Raw genomic sequence first — 23,860 nt, forward strand, 5'->3', positions numbered from 1 at the left:
GCAGTGAATCACGGTTCGAGGGCGCCGTGTCCGGGAGTTGGGCCCGGTGCCGGGGACGGCGCGCGCGGGCCGGTCCCCGGGAACCCGCCACCGGTCCGGCCGCGGCGGCGGCGCACGACGGCGCCGCGGGGCGGGCGCGGCCTGTCGGAACCGCTGGACGAGCGGGCGTCCCGGAGGCTCTGCCGCACCGCTCCCGGCCCCGCCCGGGCGGCGGGGCCGGGACGCCGCCCGCGGCCCTCCCCCCGCCGTGCGTGCAGCTCACGCCGGGGTGGACCGTGCCGGGCCGCGGCGGCGCGTGCGGCGTCCGCGCCCTCGGCGGGGCGCGCGGACGGACCGTGCTTCTGTAGGGATCCAACAGCGACGGCACGACGGCGCTGTCGGGCCCCGATTCCCCGTACGGCGCCGCCTACCGATAGTTTGCAGACGTATCTGACCGCAGAGGGAAAGGGTGATCCGTTGAGCCGCTCGGTTCTCGTCACCGGAGGAAACCGGGGCATCGGCCTCGCCATCGCCCGCGCGTTCGCCGACGCCGGCGACAACGTCGCGATCACCTACCGGTCCGGGGAGCCGCCGGCCGGTCTCCTGGCCGTCAGGTGCGACATCACCGACGCGGAGCAGGTGGAGCAGGCCTACAAGGAGATCGAGGAGAAGCACGGTCCGGTGGAGGTGCTGGTGGCCAACGCCGGCATCACCAAGGACCAGCTGCTGATGCGGATGTCGGAGGAGGACTTCACCTCCGTCCTGGACACCAACCTCACCGGCACCTTCCGGGTCGTGAAGCGTGCGAACCGGGGGATGCTGCGGGCCAAGAAGGGCCGCGTGGTCCTCATCTCCTCGGTCGTCGGGCTGCTCGGCTCGGCGGGCCAGGCCAACTACGCCGCCTCCAAGGCGGGCCTGGTCGGCTTCGCCCGCTCGCTCGCCCGCGAGCTCGGGTCGCGGAACATCACCTTCAACGTCGTCGCGCCCGGCTTCGTCGACACCGACATGACGCAGGCGCTCACCGAGGAGCAGCGCGCCGGGATCGTCTCCCAGGTGCCCCTCGGGCGCTACGCGCAGCCGGAGGAGATCGCCGCCGCGGTCGCGTTCCTCGCCTCCGACAGCGCCTCGTACATCACTGGAGCCGTCGTTCCCGTCGACGGCGGATTGGGCATGGGTCACTGATCACATGAGCGGAATCCTCGCCGGCAAGCGCATCCTCGTCACCGGTGTGCTGATGGAGTCCTCCATCGCCTTCCACACCGCCCGCCTGGCCCAGGAGCAGGGCGCCGAGATCATCCTCACGGCGTTTCCCCGCCCGACGCTGACGGAGCGCATCGCCAGGAAGCTGCCGAAGCCCGCCAAGGTCATCGAGCTGGACGTGACCAACGACGAGCACCTGGCCCGCCTGGCCGACCTCGTCCGCGACGAGCTCGGCGGCCTGGACGGCGTCGTCCACTCCATCGGCTTCGCCCCGCAGGACGCCCTCGGCGGCAACTTCCTCAACACGCCCTTCGAGTCCGTCTCGACGGCCATGCACGTCTCGGCCTTCTCGCTGAAGTCCCTGACCACGGCGTGCCTGCCGCTGATGGAGGAGGGCGGCTCGGTCGTCGGCCTCACCTTCGACGCGCAGTTCGCCTGGCCGCAGTACGACTGGATGGGCCCGGCGAAGGCCGCGCTGGAGGCCACCAGCCGCTATCTCGCCCGGGACCTCGGCAAGCAGCGGATCCGCTGCAACCTGATCTCCGCCGGCCCGATCGGGTCCATGGCCGCCAAGTCCATCCCCGGCTTCTCCGAGCTGGCGAAGGTCTGGGACGACCGCTCCCCGCTGGAGTGGGACATGGCCGACCCCGAGCCCGCCGGCCGCGGTGTGGTGGCCCTGCTGTCGGACTGGTTCCCGAAGACGACGGGCGAGATCGTCCACGTCGACGGCGGCGTGCACATCATGGGTGCCTGACCGGCCCGGACCTGCCGACGCGACGCCCCGCCCCCGCGGAGACCGGGGGGCGGGGCGTCGCCCGTTCGGCGCAACGGGCGGGGCGCCGCGGGTGCCCGGCGGCCATGCTGGAGGAGCAATCTTCCTTGTGGTGCTCCTGCGGCGCTCGGCGCCGCAGCTCGGCCGAGGGGGTGTTCTGCTCGTGCGGAGGAACCGGCGCAACATGCTCGTGCTGGGCGCGACGGCGTTTCTGCTGGTCGCGACCCCGACGGCGTCCAGGACGCTCTGGTCCGGCGGCCAGGGGGACGCGGCGCCCCCGGCTCCGCGGCCGACCCCCTACCGGGCCGACTGCCGCACGGTGGTCGACGGATCCCGGGCCACCGCCTACTGCCACAACCCCTACCCGCGGGCCGACCGCGTCCGGCTGCACGTCGAGTGCGACCGGTGGTGGGACGTCGACGCGGACACCGCGGCCGCCCGGGTGGACCCGGCGGGCTACGTGGAGCTCAGCTTGCGCTGCTGGAAGGAGGTCCGCGGCGCCTGGGTCAGCCACGAGCCCGTCGTGGGGAGGGCCTGACGCCGTCCGCCGCCCCTCCGCCCCGCGTCGGTCCCCGGCGTCCGCGCGGCCCCCGACCGCGCCGGGGCGCGGTCACACGCCCTCCGGGCGGCGCAGGCACAGGAACGGGTAGCCCGCCGCCTCCGCCGCGGCCCGCTCCCCGTCGCCCGCCCTGATCGCCTCCACCAGGCGGGCGTGGTCCATGTGGTGCTCCGGGCGCAGCTCCCGCCCGACGTCGTCGCGCAGCCAGTCCCGCAGCAGGTCGGCCAGGTCGGCGTAGAGGCCGGTCAGCACCTCGTTGTGCGAGGCGGCGACCACGGCCAGGTGGAAGGTGGCGTCGGCGGCGACGAAGCGCTCGGCGTCGCCCGACTCCCACGCCTCCTCCCGCCGTCCCAGCAGCGCCTGGAGCTGCAGGAGGTCCTTCGCGGTGCGCCGCTCGGCGGCCAGACGGGCGCCGGACGACTCCAGGGTGGAGCGCAGCTCGGCGATGTGGCGCGGGTCGGCGTCGGCGAAGCGGCGGTGCATCACCCCGGCGAGCTCGCTGGTGGCCACGACGTAGGTGCCCGAGCCCTGGCGGATGTCCAGCAGGCCGTTGTGCGCCAGGGCGCGGACCGCCTCGCGCACCGTGTTGCGGGCGACGCCGAGCTGCTCCACGAGTTCCGGTTCGGTGGGGATGCGGCAGCCCACCGGCCACTCCCCGGAGGTGATCTGGTTCCGCAGCTGGGCGATCACCTGGTCGGAGAGCGCGGAACGCCGGGGTGAGGACAGCGCCATGGTGCTCCTTGTCGTAGGCCGGCCCGCTCGGGTCCGGTGGTCGTGGGCCGGTCGTCACCCCATCGTTCCAGCACCCGGCCCCCTGCGGCATCCGACTGGACACGTATTCATCCCATGATTCTATGATGGGCCCCATGCCTGACGAGATCCGGACCCTGCGACCCGCCGAAACGGCACCCACACGACCCTCCCCCCGCGGCGCCGCCCCCGCGGACCCCGGCACCCGGCGGGCGGTGTGGACCCTCCGGCTCGTCGCCGTCGGCATCGTGCTCGCAGCCCTCAACCTCCGGCCCGCGATCACCAGCCTCGGCCCCCTCCTCGAAGAGGCCCGCGCCGGCCTGCACATGAGCGGCACCGCCGCCGGGCTCCTCACCTCCGTGCCCGCGCTCTGCTTCGCCGTCCTCGGCAGCGCCGCACCCCGCCTCTCCCGCCGTTTCGGGCCCGCCGCCGTGGTCTGCGCGGGCATGGCCGCCGTCACGGCCGGGCTGGTGGCGCGCTCCCTCGCCGGGGGCGAGGCCGGCTTCCTCGCCGCGAGCGCCCTCGCCCTCATGGGCATCGCCGTCAGCAACGTGCTGATGCCGGTGATCGTCAAGAGGTACTTCCCGGACAGGGTCGGCTCGATGACCGGCCTCTACTCGATGGCCCTCGCCCTCGGGACCTCCGCCGCGGCCGCGGCCACCGTCCCCATGACCTCGGCGCTGGGCGGCGGTTGGCGCACCGGGCTCGCCGTCTGGGCCCTTCCCGCGGCGCTGGCGGTCCTGCCCTGGCTCGTCCTGGTCCGCGGCCGCTCCGCGACCGCGGAGGGCGGGGCCGCCGCGGCCCCCGGGGACGCCCCGGCCCCCCGGATCACCCGCAGCCCCACCGCCTGGGCCCTCGGGGGCTTCTTCGGCCTCCAGGCCACCGGCGCCTACATCACCATGGGCTGGATGCCGCAGATCTTCCGCGACGCGGGGGTCCCCGCCTCGACCGCGGGCGTCCTGCTCGCCGTCACCATGGCGATGGGCGTCCCCCTGGCCTTCGTCATCCCCCGGGTGGCGGGCCGGCTGCGCCACCAGGGCCCGATCGTCGTGCTCCTCGGGCTGTGCGGACTGGCCGGCTACCTCGGACTGCTCCTCGCCCCCGCCGCCGGGGCCTGGGCCTGGGCCCTGCTGCTGGGCGTCTCCAACTGCGCCTTCCCCCTCGCCCTGACCATGATCGGCATGCGCTCCCGCACCGGCGCGGGCGTGGTGCGGCTCTCGGCCTTCGCCCAGTCCGCCGGGTACCTGATCTCCGTCCCCGGCCCCCTGCTCGTCGGCATGCTCTACCAGCACAGCGGCGGCTGGACCCTGCCCCTGTCCCTCATGGCCGCCCTGCTGGTGCCCCAGATGGCCATGGGCGTGCTGGCGGGCCGGGACCGCACGATCGAGGACGAGCGGGGGATGCGAGACTGACCCCATGCCTGTGCTCGATCCGAACCCCCAGAACGGCCAGCGGAAGCTCCTCGGGATCTTCGGCCTGATCCTCCTCATCGGCGTGGTCATCTCGATCGTCGCGACGATCGCCGCGCCCTGAGCGCCGGGCGCCCCCGTGGTCCCCGCCCCCTGGGGGGTGGGGCCTGCACCACCACCCCCTAGGGGGGTGGGCTCAGGGAGAACTGGGTGGATCACCGGATGGGTCCGCCCGGTGCTCCTCCGTAGGGTCGGAAGTACCCCAGCCCAGACCCACGGAGGCGGCGATGCCGGTCCCCACGCACACCCGTCCCCGCCCAGCGGCCGCGGCCGGGACGAGGCTGCCCTGGTGGGCGCTGGTTCTCCCGGTGCTGGCCTTCGCCGCGCTCCTCGCCCTGATCACGGCCACCGGAGCGGTGCAGGCCGCGGACGGTGCGCAGGGCGCCGGAGCGGTCGGCGCGCTCCTCGCGCAGGTGCGCGAGACCCTCGCTCCCTGATGCCTCCCCTTCGAGGGAGAGCCGTCAACACCCTGCGCCCGGTGGCGTGTTTCATGCGAAGCTGGGAGGTATGAGCGCCGCTGTGTCTTCCGGGGGGACACCCCCCGGATCCCCCGAGTCCCGACGGATCGTCCTCCTCCGCCACGCCAAGGCGGACTGGCCCCAGGTGTCCGACCACGAGCGCCCTCTGGCCGACCGCGGCCGGATGGACGCACCGGTGGCGGGCCGCCGCCTCGCCCAGGCCGGAATCGCCTTCGACCTCGCCCTGTGCTCCACCGCGACCCGGACGCGCGAGACCTGGAAGCTGGTCGTGCACGAGCTGCCCCACCGCCCGAGGACCGTCTACGAGGAGCGGCTCTACGAGGCATCCCTCGGGGAGCTGATCGCCCTGCTCAACGAGGTCCCCGACGAGGTGGGCGACCTGCTGGTGATCGGCCACAACCCCGGGATGCACGCGCTGGCCGACGCGCTCGCCGGGAGCGTGGAGGGCGACACCCTGTCCCGGATGAACCGGGACGGGTTCCCCACCTCCGCCTACGCGGTGGTGGGCTTCTCGGGACCCTGGAAGACCCTGGAGCACGGCTCCGGACGCCTGCTCGACTACTGCACGCCGCACGACTGAGCCGTACGCCCCGGGCCCCGGCGGAGGCATCCCTCGCGCGCCGGGGCCCGGGGCGGACCGCCCCCCGCTCAGTGCTCCGCGGCGCCGCCGTCCGCGGCCTCCACCTCTTCCCGGGTGATGCCCAGCAGGTACAGCACCGTGTCCAGGAAGGGCACGTTGACCGCGGTGTGCGCGGCCTCGCGCACCACCGGCTTCGCGTTGAAGGCGACTCCCAGCCCCGCGGCGTTCAGCATGTCCAGGTCATTGGCGCCGTCGCCGATCGCCACCGTCTGCTCCAGCGGAACCCCCGCCTCCCCGGCGAACCTGCGCAGCAGCCGGGCCTTGCCCGCACGGTCGACGATCTCGCCCGTCACCCGGCCGGTGAGCCTGCCGTCCACGATCTCCAGGGTGTTGGCCGAGGCGAAGTCCAGCCCCAGCCGCTCCTTGAGGTCGTCGGTGACCTGGGTGAACCCGCCGGAGACCACGCCCACCTGGTAGCCGAGCCGCTTCAGGGTGCGGATCAGGGTCCGCGCCCCGGGCGTCAGCCGGACCTCGGCGCGCACCTTGTCGACGACCGAGGCGTCCAGGCCCTCCAGCAGCGCCACCCGGGCGTGCAGCGACTGCTCGAAGTCGAGCTCACCGCGCATCGCCGCGGCGGTCACCGCGGCCACCTCGTCCTCGCAGCCCGCATGGGCGGCGAACAGCTCGATGACCTCGTCCTGGATCAGCGTCGAGTCCACGTCCATCACGACCAGGCGCTGGGCCCGCCGGTGCAGACCGGCGGAGACCACGGCCACGTCCACGCCGATGCGCTGGGCCAGCGGGGCCAGCTCCGTGCGCAGCGGCTCCGTCTCCACACCGGAGACGGCGAACTCGACCGCGGTCACGGGGTACTTCGCCAGCCGGAAGATGCGGTCGATGTTGGCGCCCATGCCGCTGATCCTGGCCGCTATGGCGGCCGTCGACTCGGCCGTCAGCGGGTGGCCCAGCACGGTGACGTGGGAACGCCCGCTGCCGCGCGGCCGGTTGTCGCCCGTACCGGAGATGATCTCGGCCTGGAGCCCCAGGGAGTCCGCCCAGCTGTGCACGGTGGCCCGCAGGTCGCCCTCGCCGGACCCGCCCGCCGACGGCGAGGTGACCAGCGCGCACAGCACGAGCCGACCGCGGGAGACGACCTGCTCGATGTCGACCACGTCGACGGCGTAGGCGGCGAGGGTGTCGAAGAGCCCGGCGGTGATGCCGGGGCGGTCCTTCCCGAAGATCTTCACGAGAAGGGTGGGGACGTCGGTACCCGGAGGGGTCTGCGCTGCAGTCATGGTGCTCCCACCGTATCCGGCGCGGCCCGGGACAGCCCCTCCGTCCCGCCTGGCGGACAGCCGCGCGCCGCACGCCGCCGCCCCGGTGCGGACCGTGCCTCCCCCTCACGCACCGGGCGTCCCCCGGCCTCGGCCGCACCGCCCTGCGCCGTGTCGGGGACCGCCCCGCGCCACGTCGCCGCGCGGTGACGAAGGTCCCAACTGGGTACCGAAGGGGGTCTTCCCACGGCCTGGCTTTCGGATACCGGACCGGGCCTGAAATAGTTCCCACGATGTTCGCCATCCCTAGGCTCCCGGCGACGGGGGGCGCTCGGGGGACAACTAGTGGGGCATGGAGTGCCGGAACTCGTACTGGAATTGAACGGAAGGACCTGGACCCTCGATCCGTCCAGGACATACACGCTCGGCCGCGACCCCCAGGGTGACCTGGTGCTCGACGACGCCCGGGTCTCGTGGCGGCACGCCACGCTCAGCTGGAGCGGCCGAAGTTGGGCCGTCGAGGACCACGGCAGCACCAACGGCACCTACCTGGGGGGCCGGCGGATCCACCAGGCGGAGCTCGGCCCCGGCGCCGCCGTCCACCTCGGCAACGCGACGGACGGCCCGCGGCTGGCCTTCTCCGCCCCGGCGCCCGGCGCCTACGGCGCCCAGCCCGCCGCCGCGCCCCACGCCGCCGCACAGGCCGGCGGCGCGCCGGGGGCCTGGCCCGGGCCCGCCGCCGCATCCGCGCCCGCCGGCGAGGGGGCGCAGGCTCCGCGCGCGGCGGGGACGCCGGGGGCAGGGCAGGTCCCGCACCAGCAGGGCGCCGGGCGGCAGGACCCCGCCCCGGCCTACGGCGACCGCAGCCCGACGACCTTCCACCAGCTGGCGCTCGGCCGCGTCATGCGCATCGGACGCGCCCTGGAGAACGAACTGGTCGTCTCCGACCTCCAGGTCTCGCGCCACCACGCCGAGTTCGTCGCGACCCCCGACGGCCGCTTCGAGATCCGCGACCTGGGCTCGCACAACGGCACGTACGTCAACGGCCAGCCCATCGCCAAGTCCTCCACGGTCCTCATCGGCCCGAGCGACATCGTCGGCGTCGGCCACTCCGCCTTCCGGCTGGTCGGCGACCGGCTGGAGGAGTTCGTCGACACCGGCGAGGTCTCCTTCTCCGCCCGCCACCTCACGGTCACCGTCGACGGCGGCAAGCAGATCCTGCGCGACGTGTCCTTCGGCGTGCCCGAGAAGTCGCTCATCGGCGTGATCGGCCCCTCCGGGTCCGGGAAGTCCACCCTGCTCAAGGCGCTGACCGGCTACCGGCCGGCCGACCAGGGCGACGTCCTCTACGACAACCGCAGCCTCTACAAGCAGTTCGCCGAACTGCGCCAGCGCATCGGTCTGGTCCCGCAGGACGACATCCTGCACAAGGAGCTCACCGTCCGTAAGGCCCTGAAGTACGCGGCCAAGCTCCGCTTCCCGGCCGACACCACGGAGGCCGAGCGCGAGGCGCGCATCGGCGAGGTGCTGCGCGAACTGAAGCTGGACATCCACAAGGACAAGAAGGTCACCGCGCTCTCCGGCGGGCAGCGCAAGCGCGTCTCGGTGGCCCTGGAGCTGCTGACCAAGCCCTCGCTGATCTTCCTGGACGAGCCGACCTCCGGCCTCGACCCGGGCATGGACCGCGATGTGATGCAGCTGCTGCGCGGTCTCGCCGACGACGGCCGCACCGTGCTGGTGGTGACCCACTCCGTGGCCGAACTCGCGCTCTGCGACAAGCTGCTGGTGATGGCGCCCGGCGGAGCGGTGGCGTACTTCGGCCCGCCCGAGGAGGCGCTGAACTTCTTCGGCTACACCACGTGGGCGGACGTGTTCTCGGCCTTCGAGAACTACCGGGACTACGACTGGGCCGGCCGCTGGAAGGGCTCCCAGCACTACCAGATGTACGCCGCCGACATCGACGCGGTCGCCCCGCAGGCGGTGCAGATGCCGCCGCAGCAGCTGAAGCCGCCGAAGCCGCAGAGCTGGGGCTCCCAGCTGTTCACGCTGATCCGGCGGTACGTCTCGGTGATCGCCTCGGACAAGGGCTTCATGGCCCTGATGCTGGTGCTGCCGGCCGTCCTCGGCGCCGTGAGCCTGGTGATCAACCCGGACAGCGGCCTGCTGGTCAACGTCAACGAGCAGACCGGGCGGATCATCCCCAACGGCACGGCCACCACGGTGCTGCTGATCCTGGTGGTGGGCGCCTGCTTCGCGGGCGCCGCCAACTCGGTCCGCGAGCTGATCAAGGAACGGGTGATCTACGAGCGGGAGCGGGCCACCGGCCTGTCCCGGTCCGCGTACCTGATGTCCAAGGTGATCGTCCTCGGGATGATCACCGCGGTCCAGGGTGCGCTGGTCGGCGCGATCGGCTTCGCCACCCGCGAGCTGCCCGAGGAGGGGCTGGTCCTCGGGAGCGCGGTGCTGCTGGAGCTCTCCCTGCCGATCATGGCCCTCGGCTTCACCTCGATGATGTTCGGCCTGATCATCTCGGCGCTGGTGAAGACGGCCGAGAAGACCATGCCGCTGCTGGTGATGTTCGCCATCGTCCAGGTCGTCTTCACCGGCTGCCTGTTCGTCCTGCACGGCACGGTCGGCGTCAACGAGTTCTCGTACCTGATGCCCTCGCGCTGGGCGGTGGCGGCCGCGGGCACCACCCTGGACTTCAACCGGATCAACCCCAACACCGACGATCCGGCCAGCACGGACCCGCTGTGGGACCACGAGGCCGGGGCCTGGGTGCTCGACATGGGCGTGCTGCTGGCCCTCGGGGCCTTCTGCGCCTTCCTGGTGGCCCGCTTCCTGCGGCGCCACGAGCCGGAGGTCATGCGCAAGTGACGTGACCGCGGGCCGGGGACGGTCCGCGGACGACGCCGGAGGGCGCACCCCGAACGGGGGTGCGCCCTCCGGGCGTCCGCGGTGTCCGCGCCGGGCGGCCGGGGTGCGCGCGGCTCAGTAGGCGCTGTCGACGTTGTCCATGGAGCCGTAGCGGTCGGCCGCGTAGTTGCAGGCGGCGACGATGTTGGCGACCGGGTCGTACTGGTCCTTCTTCGTGCCCGGGACGTGGTAGGCGTCGAAGGTCGGCTTGATGACCTGGAGCAGGCCCTTGGAGGGGACGCCGTTGCGGGCGTTGATGTCCCAGTTGTTGATCGCGAGGGGGTTGCCGGAGGACTCGCGCATGATGTTGCGGTGGATGCCCTCGTAGCTGCCGGGGATGTCGTGCTTCTTCATGATGGACAGCGCCTCGCGGATCCAGCCGTCCAGGTTGTTCGGGTAGGTCACCTTCGCGGGCTTGGCGGCGCGGGCCTTGCGGTCGGCGGCGGCCTTCTCCTCGGCACGCTTCTCGGCGGCGGCCTTGGCCTTCTTCTCGGCCTCGGCCTTCTCTGCTGCCTCGGCCTTCTTCTTCGCCGCCTCGGCCTCGGCCTTCTTCTTCTCCAGCTGCGCCTTCACCTGCGCCTCGAAGGAGGACTGCTGGGTGGCGATGCTCTCCTGCACCTTGGCGGCCTGGGCGGGGTCCACCTTCCAGGAGACCGGGGCGGCCGCGGCGACCTCCGTGGTCGTGCCGGCGTCGGCGTCGGTGGGGACGAGCGTGAGCCCCACGGCGGCGGCGGAGGCGACGGCGACACCGGCGACCGCGGCCTTGCGCGATCGGAGGCGACGGAGGGCGGGGGAGTTGAGCACGGACATGCAGGCGTACCTCTTCGAATAGCGGGGAGTCGCTCCAGGGCCGGTTCGGCTCTGCGCTGTTCGTGGAAGCGACGTCGGCAATTCTTAGCGGCAGCAAAATCTGCTGGCAAAGGTGTGACGTACTAACTGCGGTAGTGGATCACCCTTGCCCGATACGCCCGATTAACCCGTGCTGTCCGTGCTCACATGCCCTTTATCTATCCACTAGCACGGTTCGTAAGTGACCTGCGCCCTATGCGAGGGCTCACACGCCCTCAGGGCCTCCCTCACCCTCTGTTGCTTCAGCAACTCGCTATGTGGGTGCTCTCCGCCGGGAGGATGAGGTGGGTGTCCCCGAACTCGTGCCAGAGGTAGGCCCGCCGCAGGGCCTCCTCGTACGCGAGGACCAGGGCCTCCCTGCCCGCCAGTGCCTCCAGCATCAGCAGATGCGAGGTCTCCGGTTCGTGGAGCCCCGTCAGGAGCCCGTCCACCACCCGCACACCCCGCCGGGGCGTGACCACCAGATCCGTCCAGCCGGCGGTCGGCACCACGGCGCCCGACGGCCCGGCGGCCGACTCCAGCGACCGCACGGCCGTCGTCCCGACCGCCACGATCCGCCCTCCGGCCGCCCGGGCCGCGTTCACCAGCCACGCCGTCGCCGCCGGCACCGAGAAGCGCTCCGGGTAGGGAGGCTCGTGCGCCTCCGGGGACGACACCCCCGTGTGCAGCGTGACCGGGGCGAACTGCACCCCCCGGCTCACCAGCTCCGCCACCAGCGCACCCGTGAAGGGCCGCGAGGCACTCGGCATCTCCGCCGACCCCGACCCGTCCGGACAGGGCACCGAGAACACCGTCCGGTACGCCGCGGCGGGCTGGTCCCGCTCCGTGTACCGGTAGCGGATCGGGCGCCCGTACCGCGCCAGCAGCTCCGGCACGGCCGTCTCGGCCGAGGCCCACCACAGCCGGTCCGCTCCCGGGGCCAGCGGTTCGCGGAGCACCAGCCGGGTGCCCCCCGGCAGCCGCACCACGGCCCCCGGCGGACCGCCCGCCCGCGGTACCGTCGTCCCCGCGCCGTCCGGACTCCTCAGCTCCACCGCCCACCGGGCGCCCGCTCCCCGTCCCGGCCCGCGGGTCGAGAAGTGCACCACCACCGGCTCCGGGCCCAGCCGCCCGTCGACCGCCGCCGGCAGGGTGGGAGAGGTGTTCACCACCAGGACGTCCCCCGCCCGCAACTGGCCCGGCAGCTCCCGGAACACCCGGTGCACCACCCGGCGCCCCCGCGAGACCAGCAGCCGCACGTCCTCCCGTCCCGCGCCCCGCACCTCCGCCGGCACCCGCGCCGACAGCTCCGGCGGCACCCGCAGCCCCTCCAGCCGCACGGCGCCCGCCCCGCCCCGCCCGGAGCCCCGGGCCGCACCCGCGCTCACGCGGAGCCTCCCAGGTCCGCGGCGACCAGCCGGCCCGAGGCGGGGCGCTCGGCGAGGAGGCGCAGGAAGGCCGGCACCACCGACTCCGGCGAGGGCCGCGGGTCGCGGTCGCCGGGGACCGCCGCGCGGTACATCCCGGTGTCCATGTCGCCCGGGTCCACGCTCCACGCCCTCAGGCCGGGCTCCTCCACGCCCAGCACCGCCACCAGCCGGTCGAGCGCCGCCTTGGACGCCCCGTAGCCGCCCCAGGTCCCGTACGCCTCCACCGCGGCGTCCGAGCTCACCGCCAGGACCGCCCCCGCGGGAGAACGCCGCAGCAGCGGCAGTGCCTCCCGGACCAGGCCCAGCGCGGCCACCGCGTTCACCTCCAGGGCCCTGCGGAAGCCCTCCAGCGACAGCTCCGCCAGCGGTACCAGGGGCTGCGCGCCGAGCGCACCGGCATTGCTCACCAGCAGGTCCAGCCCGCCCAGCTCCCGGGCGGCGGACACCAGCTCCGAGCGGTGCCCGGCGTCCGCCACATCGCCCGCCACCTGCCTCACCCGCGTCCCGTGGAGTCCCGCCCGCCGCGCGCTCTCCCCGAGCTCCCCGGCCGTCCGGGCACCGAGCACCAGGTCCCAGCCCTCCCGGGCCAGGCCCCTCGCCAGCGCACCCCCGAGTCCCTTCGACGCCCCCGTGACCACCGCTACCGGCATGGCGACCGCCCCTTCCGCTCCGTACGTCGCGTTCTCGCCGCCACCGTAGGAACGCGCACCGCCCGGTCGCCTCGTGCCCGGGCCCCCTCCCGGCCGGGCACTTCGGACTACGACCACCGGTCGGCCTACGACCCGAGGCCCAGGTCCGAAGCGGTCCCCGGCCCGATACGGAAGGTCACCGGCCGCCGGTACCGTGAGGCCATGAGCCATCGACCGAGCTCCGGCCTGGCGGCCGTGAGCACCGCGCTGCTGGCGATGAGCCGGCACCTCCAGGTGCGCGACGTGCTGGCGACGATCGTCGCCTCGGCCAGGGAGCTGCTGGACGCCGAGTACGCGGCGCTGGGCGTCCCCGACGACCACGGCGGCTTCGCCCAGTTCGTGGTCGACGGCGTCTCCGACGCCCAGTGGAAGGCCATCGGCCCCCTGCCGCGCCAGCACGGCGTCCTCGCCGCGATGCTCCAGGGCGCGCGCGCCGAGCGGCTGGCCGACGTCACCCGGGACCCGCGCTTCGGCGGCTGGCCCTCCGCCCACCCCGAGATGACCGACTTCCTCGGGCTGCCGATCCGGGACGGCGACGAGGTGATCGGCGCCCTCTTCCTCGCCAACAAGCGCTGCGCCCGGCCGCCGTCCGGCGGCTGCGGCTTCACCGAGGAGGACGAGGAGCTGCTGGGCATCCTCGCCCAGCACGCCGCCATCGCCCTGACCAACGCCCGGCTGTACGAGCGCAGCCGCGAACTCACCATCGCCGAGGAGCGCTCGCGCCTCGCCCACGAGCTCCACGACGCCGTCAGCCAGAAGCTCTTCTCCCTGCGGCTGACGGCCCAGGCCGCCGCCGCGCTGGTGGACCGCGCCCCGGCCCGCGCCAAGGAGGAGCTGCACCAGGTGGCGGAGCTGGCCGCGGAGGCCGCCGACGAGCTGCGTGCCGCCGTGGTGGAGCTGCGTCCCGCGGCACTGGACGAGGACGGCCTGGTCAACACCCTGCGCACCCAGGTCCAGGTCCTGGACCGCGCCCACAGCGCCCGGGTCACCTTCGACGCGGGCCGCATCAGGGCGCTGCCCGCCGCCCAGGAGGAGGCGCTGCTGAGGGTCGCGCAGGAGGCCCTGCACAACGCGCTGCGCCACTCCGGCGCCGGCCGGGTGGACGTCGCCCTCGCCCGCCGGGGCCGCGGTGCGGTCCTGAGCGTCCACGACGACGGCAGGGGCTTCGACCCCGGAGCGGTGCGCAGGGCGGGCCGCCACCTCGGCCTGGTCTCCATGCGGGACCGCGCCGGGGGAGTGGGCGGCGCCCTGACGGTGGAATCGGCGCCCGGCGAGGGCACCACGATCGAGATGGAGGTCCCCGGTGGCTGAGGAGCGGATCCGGGTGCTGCTGGTCGACGACCACCAGGTGGTCCGGCGGGGCCTGCGCACCTTCCTGGAGGTGCAGGACGACATCGAGGTGGTCGGCGAGGCCGCCGACGGGGCGGAGGGCGTGGAGCGGGCCGTCGAGCTGGAGCCGCACGTCGTCCTGATGGACGTGAAGATGCCCGGCACGGACGGCATCGAGGCGCTGCGCAGGCTGCGCGATCTGGGCAGCCCGGCGAGGGTGCTCATCGTGACCAGCTTCACCGAGCAGCGCACCGTCGTCCCCGCCCTCCGGGCGGGCGCCTCCGGCTACGTGTACAAGGACGTGGACCCCGACGCCCTCGCCGGGGCGATCCGCTCGGTCCACGCGGGCCATGTGCTGCTCCAGCAGGAGGTCGCCGGGGCACTGCTCTCGCAGGACGCGCCGGGCGGCGGTTCGGGCAGGGGCCCGAGCCTGACCGACCGGGAGCGCGAGGTGCTCGGCCTGATCGCCGACGGCCGCTCCAACCGGGAGATCGCCCGTGCGCTGGTGCTCTCGGAGAAGACCGTGAAGACACACGTCTCGAACATCCTGATGAAGCTCGACCTCGCGGACCGGACGCAGGCCGCGCTGTGGGCCGTCCGGCACGGTGACGCGGGCTGAGGAGAGCGCGGCCCGGGGCGTACGCGGGCGTGTCCGGGCCCCCGGGGGAGCGCGGCCGGGCACACAATCGGAATGTCATCTTCCGAACGTGGATTCACACCGACGGGTGTTCGTCACTCACATGGCGTATCCGTGCGGGGGGTCGGGCGTTCTCCAGAGTGCCGCGGCGGCCGTCGCGGCACTCGCCCAGGAGGATGAAGCAGTGAAGAACCTGAAGAAGGCCGCAGCCCTCACCATGATCGCCGGCAGCTTCGTGGCCGCCGGCGCGGGCGCCGCCTCCGCCACCGAGGCCGGCGGTGCGCACGCCCACGGCCAGGCCGTCCAGTCCCCGGGCGTCGCCTCCGGCAACCTCGTCCAGCTGCCCGTGCACATCCCGGTGAACGTGTCCGGCAACTCGGTCAACGTGATCGGCCTGCTGAACCCCGCCTTCGGCAACGCCGCCACCAACGCCTGACGCCCCCGCCACCGCCCCGGCCCCCCGCGGGACCGGGGCGGTGGCGCACCGTCAGCCGCGCCCGCGCTCCCGCTCCTCCACACAGGCGTTGTACGCCGCCACCTGCGCCCGCCGTGCCACCCGCTCCACCGGCTCCAGCGCCCGCGCCCGCGCCGCCATCTCCGAGGCGCTGACCGCACCCCCGTGCCCGTTGCCGTAGGCCAGGGAGACCAGCAGCGCGATCCGCCGGGCCAGCTCCAGCACCCGCGCCGCCCGCGCCGGGTACCCCGGCGCCAGCGCCTCCCCGCACCCGGCCTCGGCCCGGGCCCGGTACGCGTCCAGCGCGGCCTCCGCCGCCGGACCGGAGGCCGCCACGTCGAGCCGCGCCAGGACCTCGGCCGCCTCCCGCAGCGCCTCCGCCAGCTCCCTCTCGGCCTCGCCCAGCGAGGGGACGTCCGCGGGCGGTGCCTCACGCACCGGGAGGCACCGCCAGACCACCTCCCGGTGCACATCGCCCACCGGCCCCGCCTCGTGCACCTCGGGCACCAGCCCGAAGGCCGCCCCCACGGCCGTGACCGCCTCCTCCGCCTCCAGGGCGCGGGCGTTGAACTCGGGCGGCCCGCTCAGCCCCAGCGGATGCCCCGGAGCGGGCAGTGCCACCCGGAAGCCCGTCACCCCCAGGGCCCGCAGCCGCCCCAGGGCCAGCGTGAGCCCGACCGGCCGGTCCTCTTCGGGCAGGCCCTCCACCCGGTGCACGGCGTCCCCGCCGGTGATCGCGGCCGCCGCGTCGTCCGGCGGGACGAGACCGGCCAGCAGCGCGTTGCCCCAGGCGGCCAGGCGCCCTGAACGTGGTTCCGAAAGCATGCCGACCAGCCTAGGCCGCCCCGTCACCCCCGGTGGGCCCACGCCGAAGGCCGCGGCACCTCGCCGCGTCGCCCGGACGCCCCGGCACGGGACGGCCCGCCGCCGCGCGGCGCACCGCGGCCGGTGCCGCACCCGCTTCCGCCGGGGGCGGCGGGACGGTCCCCGGGGCGTGCCGCGGAGGTCCCGCCCGCCCGGCCCCGGGCCCCGGCAGGCACCCCCGCCGGGCCGCCGGAGTCCTCCGGGTGCGCCCGGCGCGAGGGCCCCTCGCCGCGCACCGGTCGCCGCGCCCTGGGAACACCCCCGGGAGGCGCGGGACGGCCCGGGCCTCCCGGCACGTCCCGCTCCGCCCGGAACGACCGGTCCGTCCTGCCGTGCCGGGATCCCGGCGCCTTGTGACGTACCGCACCCCGGACCGTCCCGCACCCGGCCCACGGGCCCCGCGCCTCCCGGAGCGCCGGCCGCGGACCGGGCCGGGGCCCGGAGCGCGGGGCGGGTGGCGTAGGTTTTCCCTCGGTGCTGTGTCCTGAGCCGTACGCAGGAGGCCCACGGCGCACCGACACCCGAAGACCTCGACGACGCATGGGGAGACAACGCGCTCATGAGCGATGTACTGGAGCTGGTGGACGTATCCGTGGTCCGCGAGGGACGCGCTCTGGTGGACGACGTCTCCTGGTCGGTCAAGGAGGGGGAGCGCTGGGTGATCCTCGGACCCAACGGCGCCGGGAAGACCACCCTCCTCAACATCGCCTCCAGCTACCTCTTCCCCAGCACCGGCAGCGCGCGGATCCTCGGCGAGCGCCTGGGTGCGGTGGACGTCTTCGAGCTGCGCCCCCGCATCGGCATGGCCGGCATCGCGATGGCCGAGAAGCTCCCCAAGAGCCAGACCGTCCTGGAGACCGTCCTCACCGCCGCGTACGGCATGACCGCCACCTGGAACGAGGACTACGACGAGATCGACGAGCAGCGGGCCCGCGCCTTCCTCGACCGCCTCGGCATGACCGAGTACCTCGACCGCCGCTTCGGCACCCTCTCCGAGGGCGAGCGCAAGCGGACCCTCATCGCCCGCGCGCTGATGACCGACCCCGAACTCCTGCTCCTCGACGAGCCCGCCGCCGGACTCGACCTCGGCGGACGCGAGGACCTCGTACGCCGCCTCGGCCGCCTCGCCCGCGACCCCTACGCCCCCTCCATGATCATGGTGACCCACCACGTGGAGGAGATCCCGCCGGGCTTCACCCACGTGCTGATGATCCGCCAGGGCAAGGTCCTCGCCGCGGGCCCCGTGGAGACCGAGCTGACCTCCCGCAACCTCTCCCTCTGCTTCGGCCTCCCCCTCGTCGTCGAGCGCACCGGCGACCGCTGGACCGCGCAGGGCCTTCCGCTCGGCTGAGCGAAGCCCCCTGCCCCCGGAGGCAGTTGCGGACCGGTTGCCACCGGCCGCGGCGCCGGCCGGGCGGCCCTCCGGGCCGAACGCCCCCTGTCCCGACGGCGACCACCGCCCCTACCATGGGTGCCGTGGACATCGATGCGTGGGTGTGGTGGCTGATCGTCGCGGTCGCACTGGGCATTCCGCTCGTGCTGACCGCCATGCCGGAGTTCGGCATGTTCTCCGCAGGGGCGGTGGCCGCGGCCGTCACCGCGGCCCTCGGCGCCGGAGTGGTCGCCCAGGTGCTCGTCTTCGTCGCGGTCTCGGTGGCACTGATCGCCGTCGTCCGCCCCCTCGCCGCCCGGCAGCGCTCGCAGAAACCCGGGTTCGCCAGCGGCGTGGACGCCCTGACGGGACGCCAGGCCGTGGTCGTCGAGCGTGTCGACGGGCGGAACGGGCGGATCAAGCTCGGGGGCGAGATCTGGTCCGCCCGCTCCTACGACGAGTCCGCCGCCTTCGAGGTCGGCGCACAGGTCGACGTCGTCGAGATCGACGGTGCCACCGCCGTGGTCATGTGACGCCCCGCCGCCCACCGCTCCCGGCCGAAGGCACCGCACCGGCCGAACGGGCCCCACCACGGCCCGAGTTCTGGGAAACTGATCACCACAGTCGACGGACCGGTCCGGCGCCGGTCCCCGGGGACACCCCGCAGCGAAGGGCACAGGGAGCGCGATGCAACCGATCATCATCGTCCTGATCATTCTGGTGGTGCTCGTCTTCATCGCCCTGATCAAGACCATCCAGGTCATCCCCCAGGCCAGCGCCGCCATCGTCGAACGCTTCGGCCGCTACACCCGCACCCTCAACGCGGGCCTGAACATCGTCGTGCCCTTCATCGACTCCATCCGCAACCGCATCGACCTGCGCGAGCAGGTCGTCCCCTTCCCGCCCCAGCCGGTGATCACCCAGGACAACCTGGTCGTCAACATCGACACCGTCATCTACTACCAGGTGACCGACGCCAGGGCCGCCACCTACGAGGTCGCCAGCTACATCCAGGCCATCGAGCAGCTCACCGTCACCACGCTCCGCAACATCATCGGCGGCATGGACCTGGAGCGGACGCTCACCTCCCGCGAGGAGATCAACGCGGCCCTGCGCGGTGTGCTCGACGAGGCCACCGGCAAGTGGGGCATCCGCGTCAACCGCGTCGAACTGAAGGCGATCGAGCCCCCCACCTCCATCCAGGACTCGATGGAGAAGCAGATGCGCGCCGACCGGGACAAGCGCGCCGCCATCCTCACCGCGGAGGGCATCCGCCAGTCCCAGATCCTCACCGCCGAGGGCGAGAAGCAGTCCGCCATCCTGCGCGCCGAGGGCGAGGCCAAGGCGGCCGCCCTCAAGGCGGAGGGCGAGGCCCAGGCGATCCGCACCGTCTTCGAGTCCATCCACGCCGGCGACGCGGACCAGAAGCTGCTCGCCTACCAGTACCTCCAGATGCTCCCGAAGATCGCCGAAGGCGATGCCAACAAGCTCTGGATCGTGCCCAGCGAGATCGGCGACGCCCTCAAGGGCCTCAGCGGCGCCATGGGCAACTTCAACCCGATGGCGGGCATGGGCGGCAGCGTGCCCGGCCAGCAGAAGAGCGGCAGCGCCGCCGAGCGCCGGGAGCAACCCCCCATCGACTGACGGCCGCACCCCCGTGGATGATCGGTGAGGCCCCTCGACCCTGTGGCGGGGAGGCGTCTCATCGACCGTGGAGGAGATGGCGTTGTCCATCTGGGATTCGTTGTCCGTCTGGGAAGCACTCGCGATCCTCGCCGCCGGGATCGGCGCGGGCACCATCAACACCATCGTGGGCTCGGGAACGCTCATCACCTTCCCCGTCCTGCTCGCCACCGGCCTGCCACCGGTCACCGCGACGGTCTCCAACGCACTCGGCCTCGTCCCCGGCTCCCTCAGCGGCGCCATCGGCTACCGGGAGGAGCTGCGGGGCCAAGGACGGCGGGTGCGCACGCTCGCCGTCGCGGCCGCCCTCGGCGGGGTCACCGGAGCGGTGCTCCTCACCCTGCTGCCCCCGACGGCCTTCGAGACCATCGTCCCCGTCCTGGTCGCGCTGGCACTGGTGCTGGTCGTCCTCCAGCCCCGGATCTCCGCGGCCGTCCGGCGCCGCCGCGAACGCCGGGGAACCGCGTCCGGCGCGGCCGACGTGGGGCCCGCCCTGTTCTGCGGACTGCTGCTCGCCAGCGTCTACGGCGGCTACTTCACCGCCGCCCAGGGCATCCTCTACCTGTCGCTGATGGGCATGCTCCTGAACGACACCCTCCAGCGCCTCAACGCCGTCAAGAACGTCCTCGCCGCCATCGTGAACAGCATCGCGGCCCTGTTCTTCCTCTTCGTCGCCGACTTCGACTGGGCCGCCGTGCTGCTCATCGCCGTCGGCTCGGCCGTCGGCGGCCAGATCGGCGCGAAGGTGGGGCGCCGCCTGCCCCCCGCCGTCCTGCGCACCGTCATCGTCGTGGTGGGCGTGAGCGCCATCGCACAGCTGCTGCTGCGCTGAGAACGCCAGGGGCCCGCTCCCGCCTCCGCGGAAGCGGGCCCACCCGGCAACGGCCGCGCCCCGCCCGGCCCCGTCGGCCTCATGCGGCGGGGGCCGTCACCAGCCAGTCGGGGAGAGCCGCCCGCTCGCCGGAGCGCAGCCCCAGCAGCATCGCCTCGGCCGGCGAGGGCACGAACGGGCGGCGCAGCAGCGGCATCCCCGCCTGCTCCGGCGTCCGGTCCGCCTTGCGGTGGTTGTCCTCCGCGCACGAGGCCACCGTGTTCAGCCAGGAGTCGGCACCTCCGTGCGACCTCGGCACCACGTGGTCCACGGTCGTGGCACGACCGCCGCAGTACGCGCAGCGGTTCTGGTCCCGCACGAGCACACCCCTGCGCGACCACGGCGCCTGTCTTCGGAACGGCACCCGTACGTAGCGGCAGAGCCTGATCACCCGGGGCACGGGAAGGTCCACGGCGGCGCCGCGCACACGCAGCTCGGGGTGCGCCTGCTCGACGACGGCCTTGTCCTGGAGCACCAGTACCACGGCGCGGTTCAGCGTCACCGTCGACAGCGGCTCGAAGCTCGCGTTCAGCACCAGCGTGTCACGCATCCAGCCCACCTCCCGTTCACGCCCCGTGCCCGGTCGGCGGGCTCGGGCTCGCAACAACTCTGGCCGGGCGCGCCGAGATGGACAACGCAATATCCGTGCCTGCCCGGAGGACGAACCCCCGGCTCCCGGCAAGAAAAAACTGCCCTGCCCTGATCTCTCCAGAACCAGGGCAGGGCAAACGGGAGGCGAACACTCAGCCCGCGGCCGGCTCCTCGAACTCGGCGATCACATGGGCCCGTGCCAGCGTGTGGAAGCGCAGATGGAAGCCGACCGCGGCCGGCGAGGCGTCGGCGTCCGGACCCAGCTTCCCGGTGTCCACCGCGTACACGGTGAAGACGTAGCGGTGCCGTTCACCGGCCGGGGGCGCGGCGCCGCCGAAGTCCCTGGACCCGTAGTCGTTGCGGACGTGGACGGCCCCCGGCGGAAGCCCGTCGAACATGCCGCCGCCCGCACCGGCGGGCAGCTCGGTCACCGAGGCCGGGATGTCGAAGAGCACCCAGTGCCAGAACCCGCTGCCCGTCGGCGCGTCCGGGTCGAAACAGGTCACGGCGAAGCTCCCGGTCCCCTCCGGGAAGCCCTCCCAGCGCAGATGAGGGGAAGTGTCGCCCTTCGCGCGCACCTGGGCGTCCCCCAGGTCGGAGCCCGGTGCGATGTCGTCGCTCACCACCGTGAACGAGGGCACCGGCGGGTGGAAGTCGTGCGGAAGGGGAGCCCGCGTCGGCTCGGCCACGTCGAAAACCTCCGGTTCGGCAGTCCTGTCGGTTCCACCGCCGCCGGTCCGCCGGAACGCGGTCCGGCGACGGTGGAGACGAGCCTAGGGCCTCGTCCGGTCCGCTACGGCCGAGCCGCGGCGCCCCGCACGGCCGCGCGCCGCGCCGCCGGTCGCCGGCACGGCCCGCCGCGCCCTCCCGACCCGGCCCTGCGCGCGCACCCGGCGCCGAAGCGCTTACCCCGTGGCCCCGCCGTCCGGGCGGACGACGGGTGCGTCCGGCGGGCTCCGGGGCGCTCAGAACCAGTTGCGGCGCCCGCCGACGTCGGCGAGCCACTGGTTGAGGTAGCCGGCCCAGTCCGTGCCCTGGTAGTCGTGGTGACCGACCTGGAACGAGCGGTAGGAGTCGCTGCCCTCGGTGAACAGGCCCGGCTTCTTGTCCATCTCCAGCACGACGTCCATCTCGCGCTCGTCGGCGATGAACGTCAGCTCCACCTGGTTCAGGCCCCGGTACTGCTGGGGGGCGAAGAACTCGATCTCCTGGTAGAACGGCAGCCGCTGGCGGGTGCCCCGGATGTGGCCGCGCTCCATGTCGGCGCTCTTGAAGCGGAACCCGAGCTGGATAAAGGCGTCGAGGATGGCCTTCTGCGCGGGGAGCGGGTGGACGTTGATCGGGTCGAGGTCGCCGGAGTCCACGGCGCGGGCGATCTCCAGCTCGGTGGTCACACCGATGTGCATCCCGCGCAGGATCTGGCCGTCGATCGCGGTGACGGGCGTCTCCCACGGGATCTCCAGGCCGAACGGCACCACGTGGACCGCCCCGGCCTTCGCCTCGAAGGCGCCGCCGAGGCGGACCTTGGTGAACTCGATGTCCTGCTTGTACTCCTGGTCGCCGCTCTCGACCTCGACCCGCGCCTGGAGGCCGACGGAGAGCCCCTCGATCTGCTGGTCGACGGAGCCGCCCTGGATGCGCACCTCGCCCTGGACCACGCCGCCCGGTACGACGTTCTCCTCGGACAGCACGGTTTCCACGGAGGCACCGCCGGCACCCAGGCTCGCGAGCAGCTTCTTGAAGCCCATGTCCACTCCTAGCTTGTTCTTCTCGGTCGTCTCGGTCGCACGGCCGTCGACCCCGTATACGCCGCAGGACCGCGGGCGGTTCCCCGGTAGCCTCGATCCGGTGACCGTGAGACCCGACCGTACGCCGCTGCTCCGCCCGTTCCGCGACCGGGCCGTCCCCCGGAGGGCACCGGTGCTGCCGGGTCGGGCACCTGTGCGCGGGGCGGTGACGGGAGGAGCCCCCCGCCGTGCTCACGTCCGCTGCACCCCTGCCGAGGAGGACGCCCGCCGTGGACCGTGACTTCCTCTCCCGTCCTGCCGAAGAGGCCGCCCCCACGCTGCTCGGGAGCGTCCTCACCTGCACGACCCCGGAAGGGACCGTCAGCGTCGTCCTCACCGAGACCGAGGCGTACTCCGGTACGGCCGACCCGGCCTCGCACGCCTACCGGGGCCGGACGCCCCGCAACGCCGCCATGTTCGGACCCGCGGGGCACCTGTACGTGTACCGGTCCCACGGCCTCCACTGGTGCGCCAACGTCGTCACCGGGACGGACGGCGCCGCCTCGGCCGTCCTGCTCCGGGCGGGCAGGGTCGTGGAGGGGGAAGACCTGGCACGTGAGCGGCGGGGGGAGCGGGTCGACGGCCCGCGTCTCGCCCGAGGTCCGGGCAACTTCTGCCGGGCACTCGGCATCACGCGGGAGCACAACGGCGCGGACGTCCTGTCAGGTTCCGCGGTCGTCCTGTCCGAGGGCGAGCCGGTACCCGCCGCGCTGATCCGGGTGGGTCCCCGGGTGGGTGTGAGCAGGGCCCACGACTGGCAGCACCGGTTCTCCCTCGCCGGGGATCCGACGGTCTCGGCGTACCGGCTGAGTCCGCGAGCCCGACCGTCCGCCGGTTCCTGATCCGCGGCCCGCGTCCGGCCGGCGGAGACGTGCCGCGGGCATCCGGGTACGGCCCGGGTCCTCCGGGCGCGGGGTGGGGCGACCGGTGACAGGTATCGCGACCGCCGACCCGATGGCGGGCCGCTGCCCGGTCCGCCCGCCCCAGGACGCTCGACTTGACGCACTCGGGCCGGACCCCTAATGTATTCCGAGCCGCTGGAACGGGATGTGCCTCCAAGCACCCCGGAGCGGCAACCCATCACTCACGAACGACTCCCGGACCGGGCGAATTTCGGCATGCCGAAATTCTGCTCGAATGCCTCGATTATGAGCCGCCAGGAGAATCCGCTAACGTGGTGGAAGCCGAAAAGGAAAACGCGAAAGCGGCCCCTTTGAGGCAGTCCCGCCGACGGGGAATCGGAGCCAAAAGGGTCTGATAGAGTCGGAACCGCTGGAAGGCCGGGAGGCCGGAAAGCGGAGAGCAGGACCGAGAAACACCCCGAGGAAATCGGATCGGAAAGATCTG

The 23,860-nt window shown here is 73.5% G+C and carries 25 protein-coding genes; 16 read left to right on the forward strand and 9 right to left on the reverse strand.

Annotated features, from left to right (window positions below):
- The first annotated feature begins 456 nt into the window (after positions 1-456).
- The 3 genes from fabG to NPS70_RS26420 all read left to right on the forward strand — a co-directional run bounded on the left by fabG (position 457) and on the right by NPS70_RS26420 (position 2,489).
- On the forward strand, positions 457-1,161 hold the full coding sequence (gene fabG / locus NPS70_RS26410; RefSeq protein WP_256526940.1) for a 3-oxoacyl-[acyl-carrier-protein] reductase: 705 nt from the start codon (positions 457-459) through the stop codon (positions 1,159-1,161).
- 4 nt (positions 1,162-1,165) lie between these two features.
- The gene (fabI, locus tag NPS70_RS26415; protein WP_256526941.1) at positions 1,166-1,933 is read left to right on the forward strand and encodes an enoyl-ACP reductase FabI; all 768 of its coding nucleotides are present in this window, start codon (positions 1,166-1,168) and stop codon (positions 1,931-1,933) included.
- Positions 1,934-2,135: 202 nt separating this feature from the next.
- Entirely contained in the window at positions 2,136-2,489 is a 354-nt protein-coding gene (locus NPS70_RS26420; protein ID WP_256526942.1) for a hypothetical protein, read from the forward strand.
- A 72-nt stretch (positions 2,490-2,561) separates the two neighbouring features.
- On the opposite strand, the gene NPS70_RS26425 is transcribed toward NPS70_RS26420, so the two are convergent.
- The gene (locus NPS70_RS26425; protein ID WP_256526943.1) at positions 2,562-3,242 is read right to left on the reverse strand and encodes a FadR/GntR family transcriptional regulator; all 681 of its coding nucleotides are present in this window, start codon (positions 3,240-3,242) and stop codon (positions 2,562-2,564) included.
- Between the two features lie 134 nt (positions 3,243-3,376).
- On the opposite strand from NPS70_RS26425, the gene NPS70_RS26430 reads away from it, so the two are divergent.
- The 4 genes from NPS70_RS26430 to NPS70_RS26445 all read left to right on the forward strand — a co-directional run bounded on the left by NPS70_RS26430 (position 3,377) and on the right by NPS70_RS26445 (position 5,788).
- The gene (locus NPS70_RS26430) at positions 3,377-4,672 is read left to right on the forward strand and encodes an MFS transporter (protein ID WP_256526944.1); all 1,296 of its coding nucleotides are present in this window, start codon (positions 3,377-3,379) and stop codon (positions 4,670-4,672) included.
- A gap of 4 nt (positions 4,673-4,676) precedes the next feature.
- On the forward strand, positions 4,677-4,793 hold the full coding sequence (locus NPS70_RS26435; RefSeq protein ID WP_256526945.1) for an SGM_5486 family transporter-associated protein: 117 nt from the start codon (positions 4,677-4,679) through the stop codon (positions 4,791-4,793).
- 163 nt (positions 4,794-4,956) lie between these two features.
- The gene (locus NPS70_RS26440) at positions 4,957-5,166 is read left to right on the forward strand and encodes a hypothetical protein (RefSeq protein ID WP_256526946.1); all 210 of its coding nucleotides are present in this window, start codon (positions 4,957-4,959) and stop codon (positions 5,164-5,166) included.
- A 70-nt stretch (positions 5,167-5,236) separates the two neighbouring features.
- Positions 5,237-5,788: a histidine phosphatase family protein gene (locus NPS70_RS26445; protein ID WP_256526947.1), complete on the forward strand. Its 552-nt coding sequence runs from the start codon at positions 5,237-5,239 to the stop codon at positions 5,786-5,788.
- A 68-nt stretch (positions 5,789-5,856) separates the two neighbouring features.
- On the opposite strand, the gene serB is transcribed toward NPS70_RS26445, so the two are convergent.
- Entirely contained in the window at positions 5,857-7,083 is a 1,227-nt protein-coding gene (gene serB, locus NPS70_RS26450) for a phosphoserine phosphatase SerB (RefSeq protein ID WP_256526948.1), read from the reverse strand.
- Positions 7,084-7,419: 336 nt separating this feature from the next.
- Here serB and NPS70_RS26455 point away from each other — a divergent pair, with 336 nt between their 5' ends.
- Positions 7,420-9,939, forward strand: coding sequence for an FHA domain-containing protein (locus tag NPS70_RS26455; protein ID WP_256526949.1), 2,520 nt, complete (start codon positions 7,420-7,422; stop codon positions 9,937-9,939).
- A gap of 114 nt (positions 9,940-10,053) precedes the next feature.
- Here NPS70_RS26455 and NPS70_RS26460 read toward each other — a convergent pair whose 3' ends face one another.
- The 3 genes from NPS70_RS26460 to NPS70_RS26470 form a co-directional block, all read right to left on the reverse strand.
- On the reverse strand, positions 10,054-10,788 hold the full coding sequence (locus NPS70_RS26460) for a transglycosylase SLT domain-containing protein (protein WP_256526950.1): 735 nt from the start codon (positions 10,786-10,788) through the stop codon (positions 10,054-10,056).
- A gap of 281 nt (positions 10,789-11,069) precedes the next feature.
- A complete protein-coding gene (locus NPS70_RS26465) occupies positions 11,070-12,194 on the reverse strand; it encodes an S-adenosylmethionine:tRNA ribosyltransferase-isomerase (protein ID WP_308315051.1) in 1,125 nt (374 codons plus the stop codon).
- On the reverse strand, positions 12,191-12,886 hold the full coding sequence (locus NPS70_RS26470; protein ID WP_256526951.1) for an SDR family oxidoreductase: 696 nt from the start codon (positions 12,884-12,886) through the stop codon (positions 12,191-12,193). Before NPS70_RS26470 ends, NPS70_RS26465 begins: the two co-directional genes overlap by 4 nt.
- Before the next feature lie 201 nt (positions 12,887-13,087).
- On the opposite strand from NPS70_RS26470, the gene NPS70_RS26475 reads away from it, so the two are divergent.
- From NPS70_RS26475 to NPS70_RS26485, 3 genes are all read left to right on the forward strand, one after another.
- On the forward strand, positions 13,088-14,236 hold the full coding sequence (locus tag NPS70_RS26475; protein ID WP_256526952.1) for a GAF domain-containing sensor histidine kinase: 1,149 nt from the start codon (positions 13,088-13,090) through the stop codon (positions 14,234-14,236).
- Positions 14,229-14,873 (forward strand): response regulator transcription factor, encoded by a 645-nt coding sequence (locus NPS70_RS26480; RefSeq protein ID WP_256526953.1) that lies wholly within the window; start codon positions 14,229-14,231, stop codon positions 14,871-14,873. Before NPS70_RS26475 ends, NPS70_RS26480 begins: the two co-directional genes overlap by 8 nt.
- A 202-nt stretch (positions 14,874-15,075) precedes the next feature.
- On the forward strand, positions 15,076-15,327 hold the full coding sequence (locus tag NPS70_RS26485; RefSeq protein ID WP_256526954.1) for a chaplin: 252 nt from the start codon (positions 15,076-15,078) through the stop codon (positions 15,325-15,327).
- Between the two features lie 51 nt (positions 15,328-15,378).
- On the opposite strand, the gene NPS70_RS26490 is transcribed toward NPS70_RS26485, so the two are convergent.
- Positions 15,379-16,170, reverse strand: coding sequence for a hypothetical protein (locus NPS70_RS26490; RefSeq protein WP_256526955.1), 792 nt, complete (start codon positions 16,168-16,170; stop codon positions 15,379-15,381).
- A gap of 598 nt (positions 16,171-16,768) precedes the next feature.
- Here NPS70_RS26490 and NPS70_RS26495 point away from each other — a divergent pair.
- The 4 genes from NPS70_RS26495 (at position 16,769) to NPS70_RS26510 (ending at position 20,096) form a co-directional block, all read left to right on the forward strand.
- Entirely contained in the window at positions 16,769-17,560 is a 792-nt protein-coding gene (locus NPS70_RS26495) for an ABC transporter ATP-binding protein (protein ID WP_256526956.1), read from the forward strand.
- Positions 17,561-17,685: 125 nt separating this feature from the next.
- Complete coding sequence (locus NPS70_RS26500; RefSeq protein WP_256526957.1) at positions 17,686-18,114, forward strand: NfeD family protein; 429 nt, start codon at positions 17,686-17,688, stop codon at positions 18,112-18,114.
- A gap of 154 nt (positions 18,115-18,268) precedes the next feature.
- On the forward strand, positions 18,269-19,225 hold the full coding sequence (locus NPS70_RS26505) for an SPFH domain-containing protein (protein ID WP_256526958.1): 957 nt from the start codon (positions 18,269-18,271) through the stop codon (positions 19,223-19,225).
- Positions 19,226-19,325: 100 nt separating this feature from the next.
- Positions 19,326-20,096, forward strand: coding sequence for a sulfite exporter TauE/SafE family protein (locus NPS70_RS26510; protein ID WP_256526968.1), 771 nt, complete (start codon positions 19,326-19,328; stop codon positions 20,094-20,096).
- A gap of 79 nt (positions 20,097-20,175) precedes the next feature.
- Here NPS70_RS26510 and NPS70_RS26515 read toward each other — a convergent pair whose 3' ends face one another.
- The 3 genes from NPS70_RS26515 to NPS70_RS26525 form a co-directional block, all read right to left on the reverse strand.
- On the reverse strand, positions 20,176-20,685 hold the full coding sequence (locus NPS70_RS26515) for an HNH endonuclease (protein ID WP_256526959.1): 510 nt from the start codon (positions 20,683-20,685) through the stop codon (positions 20,176-20,178).
- A 193-nt stretch (positions 20,686-20,878) separates the two neighbouring features.
- Positions 20,879-21,415: a YbhB/YbcL family Raf kinase inhibitor-like protein gene (locus tag NPS70_RS26520; protein ID WP_256526960.1), complete on the reverse strand. Its 537-nt coding sequence runs from the start codon at positions 21,413-21,415 to the stop codon at positions 20,879-20,881.
- Positions 21,416-21,691: 276 nt separating this feature from the next.
- Positions 21,692-22,474 (reverse strand): sporulation protein, encoded by a 783-nt coding sequence (locus NPS70_RS26525; protein ID WP_256526961.1) that lies wholly within the window; start codon positions 22,472-22,474, stop codon positions 21,692-21,694.
- 269 nt (positions 22,475-22,743) lie between these two features.
- Here NPS70_RS26525 and NPS70_RS26530 point away from each other — a divergent pair, with 269 nt between their 5' ends.
- A complete protein-coding gene (locus NPS70_RS26530) occupies positions 22,744-23,355 on the forward strand; it encodes a DNA-3-methyladenine glycosylase (protein WP_256526962.1) in 612 nt (203 codons plus the stop codon).
- Positions 23,356-23,860 lie beyond the last annotated feature (505 nt).

The organism is Streptomyces sp. C10-9-1 (assembly GCF_024497955.1).
GTDB lineage: Bacteria > Actinomycetota > Actinomycetes > Streptomycetales > Streptomycetaceae > Streptomyces > Streptomyces sanyensis.